Consider the following 5,131-nt stretch of genomic DNA (forward strand, 5'->3'; position numbering starts at 1 on the left):
GGATCGCGAAGTTGGTGAGCCACAGCCACATCAGCAGGACGATCGCCGCGGTCAACGATCCGTACACGCGATCGAGCGAGTCGAAATGGGCAGCGTAGAGCGCCAATCCGGCCGATCCCGCGATCCAGATGCCCACGGCGATCACGCTTCCGGAGGTCAGCCAGCGCAACCGCTGCCCCTCGGTGTTCGGCGCGACCCAATACAGCAGCGCCAGTGCGACACTCACCAGCAGGGCCAGCAGCGGCCACTTCACGATCGACCAGACGAGCAGGCCCGCCGAACCCATCCCGATCCGGTTGCCGGCGTGTTCGGCCAGGCCCGGAGTGATAGCGAAGCCGAGCACGGTGACGACCACGGCGACCACCAGCATCAGGCCCAGGGCGAATCGCAGTGGCAGTGTGCGCCACAGTGATCGGCTCTCCCGCACCCCGTAGAGGTCGTTGGCCGCGCGGATGAACGCCCCCAGATAGGTGGATACGGTCCAGAACGCCGACAACAGGCCCACGACCGCCATCGGACCGGACAGCGACTTGACCGACTGCAGGTGGTGGATCGAGTCGGAGATCAGTGACGTACCGCCGCCGGGACCCAGCCGACCAGCCGCGCCCGCGAGCGAGTCGGCGGGGGCGGGTCCGGCGACACTCAGCACGACGATGGCGATCAGCAGGGCCGGAAACAGCGACAACATGCTGTAGTACGTCAATGCCGCCGCCCAGTCGGACAACTCGTCCGACCACGCCGCGCGCACGGTACGCAGGACCACTCTGACCTCGGCCCGGCGAAACATCCGGTACCGAAGCGCCGGCTCCGATCCGACCGCCACAGCCTCTACCTCCCAGCAGTTTTCGATCCGCGCACAGTCGGATCGACGGCGCATGTGTTCGGAATACCACTACCGCATCCCGCCACGCGCGGCCGGTGCGGTTTCCTTTCGGTGACGATGTCGAGCCCGGCGACGCGACCGGACGCGGTGAGGGCTTGCGAGACAACCTCTTTCACCGTGGCGGCCGGTTTCGCCGCGCGTGTTCGCTGAATGGCACCGGTGTCCCGGTGGGCGAGATCGAGTGTGGGTGTGTCGTGGATCACGACTGATGCTGAACCGCATGATTCGGATCGGAATGCTGTTGCCCTATGTGGACGGAATGATCGGTTCCGGCGGATTTCTGCAGGATCTGGCGGGGACGCTGGAGGCATGCGGGGTCGAGTCGGCCTGGGCGGTCGAGCACGTGGTGGTGGCCGACGAGTACGACCCGCGGTATCCGTATTCGCCGGACGGGCGGATGCCCGGCGCCGAGCACGGGGCGCCGATGACCGATCCGCTGGAGACGATCGCCTTTCTGGCCGGTTCGACGCGCACGCTGCGCTTGGGCACCGCGATGATGGTCGCGCCGCTGCACAGTCCGGTGGTCCTGGCCAAGCGGGCCGCCACCATCGCGCTGCATTCCGGTGACCGGCTGCTGCTCGGGCTGGGAATCGGCTGGCAGAAGGAGGAATACGCGGCGATCGGCGTGCCCTTCGCCGATCGTGGCGCGCGCCTCGACGACGGGATCGGCGCGATGCGTGCGCTGTGGGCGGACGCTCCGGCGAGCTACGCGGGCAAGCACGTGCGTTTCGATCGCGTCTACTGCGAACCCCGCCCGTCGAAGGGCGCGGTGCCGATCGTCGTGGGTGGCAACAGCGCGCCCGCGGTGCGGCGGGCCGGTCGCCTGGCCGACGGCTGGTTTCCGTACACGATCACGCCGGCCGATTTCGCCGCGCGCGCCGACGAAGTGCGTGCGCACGCGCGTGCCGCGGGGCGTGCCGAGAGCGCGGTCGAATTGACGGCGTGGCCCGGATCATGCGATCCGGCAAGGGAATTCGACGTCGACTTCGTCCGCGGCTACACCGATGCGGGCGCGTCGCGGCTGGTGGTGAACCCGCCCCTGTTCGGTGACGAGTCGCTGTTCGCCGCCGGGATCGCCGGGCTTCCCGGATATATCGCCCGGTACCTCGACGAGGTGGTGAGCAAGCTGTGACCACGACGGTGACAGTGATCGACGAGATCGCCATGCCCCGAGATCGTGTCGAGGAGTGGTCGCGGCGCTGGCGCAGCGACTATCTGCCCGGCGCCGGTGACCGCGGCATGCGCGTGGTCCGGCAGTGCCGCCGCTTCACCTCCCCCGACACGGTGATGCTGGAGATCCAGTGGGAACTGCCCGGAATCTACGAGTTCTACGGGATGCGCGCGGCGGCGGGCGCCGACGACGCGGTGAGCAGCTTCTGGCAGTGGACCGATTCGCTCGCGCTGTCGCGGGCGCGTCGCGTCCTCGAGGAGGTGCGGTGATGTCGCGCTGGGTTGTTCGCACACCGGCGGGAGTCGACGGCCCGGCCGGGGCCGAGGGCGGAGACGATCTGCCCGGTAGCGTCGGCGGACTCGGGATGACCTGGGATGTGAGCTGTGACGATATCGACGCGGCCTGGCCGGGTCGCCCGGCGGGCGCCGACGCCGTGGCGCTGACCCGACTCGTCGGCGCGCGGGTCGCGATGTCCGGCAAGCGCATCAAGCGCACGTTGTTGTTGCGGGTGCGTCCGGAAACCGAACCGGACGTGGTGGACCGATTCGAAGCCGACCTGGCCGCGATGCCCGGCCACATCGCGGCGATCGGGTCGTGGACCCTCAGTCGCGCCGACCACCCGCGGTGGACACATGCCTGGGAGCAGGAGTTCGCCGACCTCGACGGCCTCAACGCCGACTACCTGCTCCACCCCTACCACTGGACCTGCGTCGACCGGTGGTTCGACCCGGAAATCCCCGGCTCCATCGTCGACCCGGCCATCGCCCACCTGTACCGCTGGGCCGAGGGACCAGTGCTGTCCTGAGAGGCGCGACCGGCCGTCGCCTACTCGACGCCCGCGTCCGTGGTGGATGTGGCGGCGACACGTTCGAGGGCTCGGAGATCCCTTCCGATGACTCCGTAGAGCAGGTAGGCGAGGATGAAGCCGAGGATGCCGCCGACGCACAGGATGCGGACCGCCCAGATGATGGACTCGATGTCCGGCGCCGGCAGGAACGTGATCCCGGTGACGCCGACCAGGGGTACGGCGGCGGCCGCGGTGAGGTAGATGCCGGTGCGCCGGGCGAGCCGGCGCAGGTGTTCGACGTCGGCGGCGTCGGACCGGCCGTGTGCGAGGAAGATCGGGTACAGGAACCGGACCACGTACCAGGTGATCGCGAAGTACGGGTAGGCCAATGCGACCGCGCCGCAGACGACCAGCGACAGCAGGAAATGCGCGTAGGTGCCGCGCGGAACGCTGCCGGTGACGAGATTCAGCATCACCGGAAACAACACGCCGCCGGCGAACCAGAACACGAAAGCGATCGCCGCCACCCGGTTGGGGAGTCGCAACGCATCGATGCGGGCCCCGGTGAGGACCGCGTCGGGATAGCCACGCCCCTTGTGCAGTCCGATGGAAATCTCGAGGAGGTGGCGCGCGGTGTAGAGAATCAGCAGGGTGGCCACGACGATGGCCAGCGGATACAGCACCCGGGCCACATCGTGGAAGGACTGCTGCACCTCGGGCGTGAGTTTGCCGACGATCAACGTCCTATTGTAGTAGTAGTTGTACCAAGCGGCGGTCAGGTTCGGCACGGCGATCGCGAGCGCGAGAATCGGTATCGGCCACAGCGGTCCGCGCGGCCGGTGGCTGTGTGAGGGCGCGTCGACCAGATCGCGGGCCCGCGGGTCGAGGCACAGCTCGAACTGCTGGGCCAGCTCCGCACCGTTGTTCCAGCGGTCGGTGCGCTGCGGTGCCAGACAGGTCAGCAGTACGCGGCGCAGCGAGGCGGGGCAGTCGGCGGGAAGGTCGTCGAGGAATTGCGGCGCTATCGGACTGCGTCGCATCTCCAGCAGCTGTTCGACCGAGCCCTGGGAATCCTTCGCCTCGGTCACGGGAAACGGCCGCCGCCCGGTCAGCAACTCCCACAACATGACCCCGAGTGCATAGATATCGCTGCGTGTGTCGAGGTCGTCCACGGTGCCGGGCAGCTTCGGGTGGCTGGCCTCGAGATGTTCGGGAGACATATAGGCCAGCGATCCGCCGAAGTACGCCACCGGGCTGCTGCCCGCGACGTGGTCGCTGAAACTGATGTTGAAATCGGCCAGTTCGGGTGTGGCGTCGGCGGCGAGCAGGACGTTCGCCGGTTTGATATCGCGGTGCAGCACACCGCGCCGTTCGGCGTACGCGAGGGCTTCGGCGAGCCGGCGTCCGAGCCAGGCCACGGTTTCCGGCCAGGACCGGGCCGCGATCTCGTCCCGTGTGCGACTGCTCGACATCGGAAGATCGCCCTTGTCCTTCAACGCTTCGTCGACGGCGTCCAGCAGCAGCCGGCCGCTGCGCCGCTCCGGTGCCGTCGCGCGGACCCGCGTCAGCACCGAAGCCAGCGTTCCGCCCGGGACGTATTGCATATACAGCATTTTCAGCCCCAGGTCCGGCAGCACCCGCTGGTCGTACACCCGGACGATGAATTCGTGGTCCAGCTGGGCGAGAGTCTGGGGTTCGGCGCCGTGGTCGGCGGAGATCTTCACCGCCACCAGACGTTGCATCGACCGCTGCCGCGCCAGGAATACCTTGGCGAAGGCGCCGTGCCCCAATTCCAGCAGCAGATCGAAATCGTCGATCCGATCACCCGGTTCGAGGTCGGTGCCCGGCGCGGCCACGGTCGGCTGCGGCCCGATCGTGCCGGTGGATTCGTCGGTGTCGGCGGGTTGCCGGACAGTGTTCACCGTCCGATCGGCCAATGGGTCGAAGGCGGCGGTGGCATCGCCTTCCGGTCGAGCGCCCATATGCTGGTCACTCCGGGATGAGACGTCGAGACATGGTGAATTTTATCGCGCCCGGGACGGTTATCCGACAGCGATCTTCCAGCATTTCGGGGGTTCGAATCCCACGCAGTCGACCGGCGCACCGTAGCCGGTCGATTACTTTTCGGTGACGATTGTTATGGCGGATGTCGACCGGTTATACCGTCGTTACAGCGAGTGAAGAGCTTTTCTGGGCGTTGCAGGCGTTTAGGAGGTTCGAATGGTAGTGCTCGTACAACGCCGACCGGCACCGGTGGCCGCGGCGGCGAATCTATTGCTCGACAGTGAAG

At 67.7% G+C, this 5,131-nt stretch carries 5 protein-coding genes; 3 read left to right on the forward strand and 2 right to left on the reverse strand.

Annotation, left to right across the window (positions count from 1 at the left end):
- Positions 1 to 763: YihY/virulence factor BrkB family protein (locus tag RJ03_RS12600; RefSeq protein WP_167331966.1), on the reverse strand; the 763-nt coding region annotated here is incomplete at its 3' end.
- A gap of 340 nt (positions 764 to 1,103) precedes the next feature.
- Here RJ03_RS12600 and RJ03_RS12605 point away from each other — a divergent pair.
- The 3 genes from RJ03_RS12605 to RJ03_RS34980 are packed head-to-tail and all read left to right on the forward strand — an operon-like array spanning position 1,104 to position 2,859.
- The gene (locus RJ03_RS12605; RefSeq protein ID WP_157163405.1) at positions 1,104 to 2,015 is read left to right on the forward strand and encodes an LLM class F420-dependent oxidoreductase; all 912 of its coding nucleotides are present in this window, start codon (positions 1,104 to 1,106) and stop codon (positions 2,013 to 2,015) included.
- On the forward strand, positions 2,012 to 2,323 hold the full coding sequence (locus tag RJ03_RS12610; RefSeq protein ID WP_036501484.1) for a hypothetical protein: 312 nt from the start codon (positions 2,012 to 2,014) through the stop codon (positions 2,321 to 2,323). Before RJ03_RS12605 ends, RJ03_RS12610 begins: the two co-directional genes overlap by 4 nt.
- The gene (locus RJ03_RS34980; protein WP_051024617.1) at positions 2,323 to 2,859 is read left to right on the forward strand and encodes a Dabb family protein; all 537 of its coding nucleotides are present in this window, start codon (positions 2,323 to 2,325) and stop codon (positions 2,857 to 2,859) included. Before RJ03_RS12610 ends, RJ03_RS34980 begins: the two co-directional genes overlap by 1 nt.
- 20 nt (positions 2,860 to 2,879) lie before the next feature.
- On the opposite strand, the gene RJ03_RS12620 is transcribed toward RJ03_RS34980, so the two are convergent.
- Positions 2,880 to 4,823, reverse strand: a complete 1,944-nt coding sequence (locus RJ03_RS12620) for a serine/threonine-protein kinase (RefSeq protein ID WP_083870782.1) — start codon at positions 4,821 to 4,823, stop codon at positions 2,880 to 2,882.
- Positions 4,824 to 5,131: the final 308 nt, after the last annotated feature.

Origin of the sequence: Nocardia aobensis NBRC 100429 (genome assembly GCF_000308375.1) — a bacterium.
Taxonomy (GTDB): Bacteria; Actinomycetota; Actinomycetes; order Mycobacteriales; family Mycobacteriaceae; genus Nocardia; species Nocardia aobensis.

Excerpts from the sequence above, each read along its gene's own strand:
- RJ03_RS12605 (WP_157163405.1), top strand. The coding sequence starts at position 1,104 with ATGATTCGGATCGGAATGCTGTTGCCCTATGTGGACGGAATGATCGGT.
- RJ03_RS34980 (WP_051024617.1), top strand. The coding sequence starts at position 2,323 with ATGTCGCGCTGGGTTGTTCGCACACCGGCGGGAGTCGACGGCCCGGCC.
- RJ03_RS12620 (WP_083870782.1), bottom strand. The coding sequence starts at position 4,823 with ATGGGCGCTCGACCGGAAGGCGATGCCACCGCCGCCTTCGACCCATTG.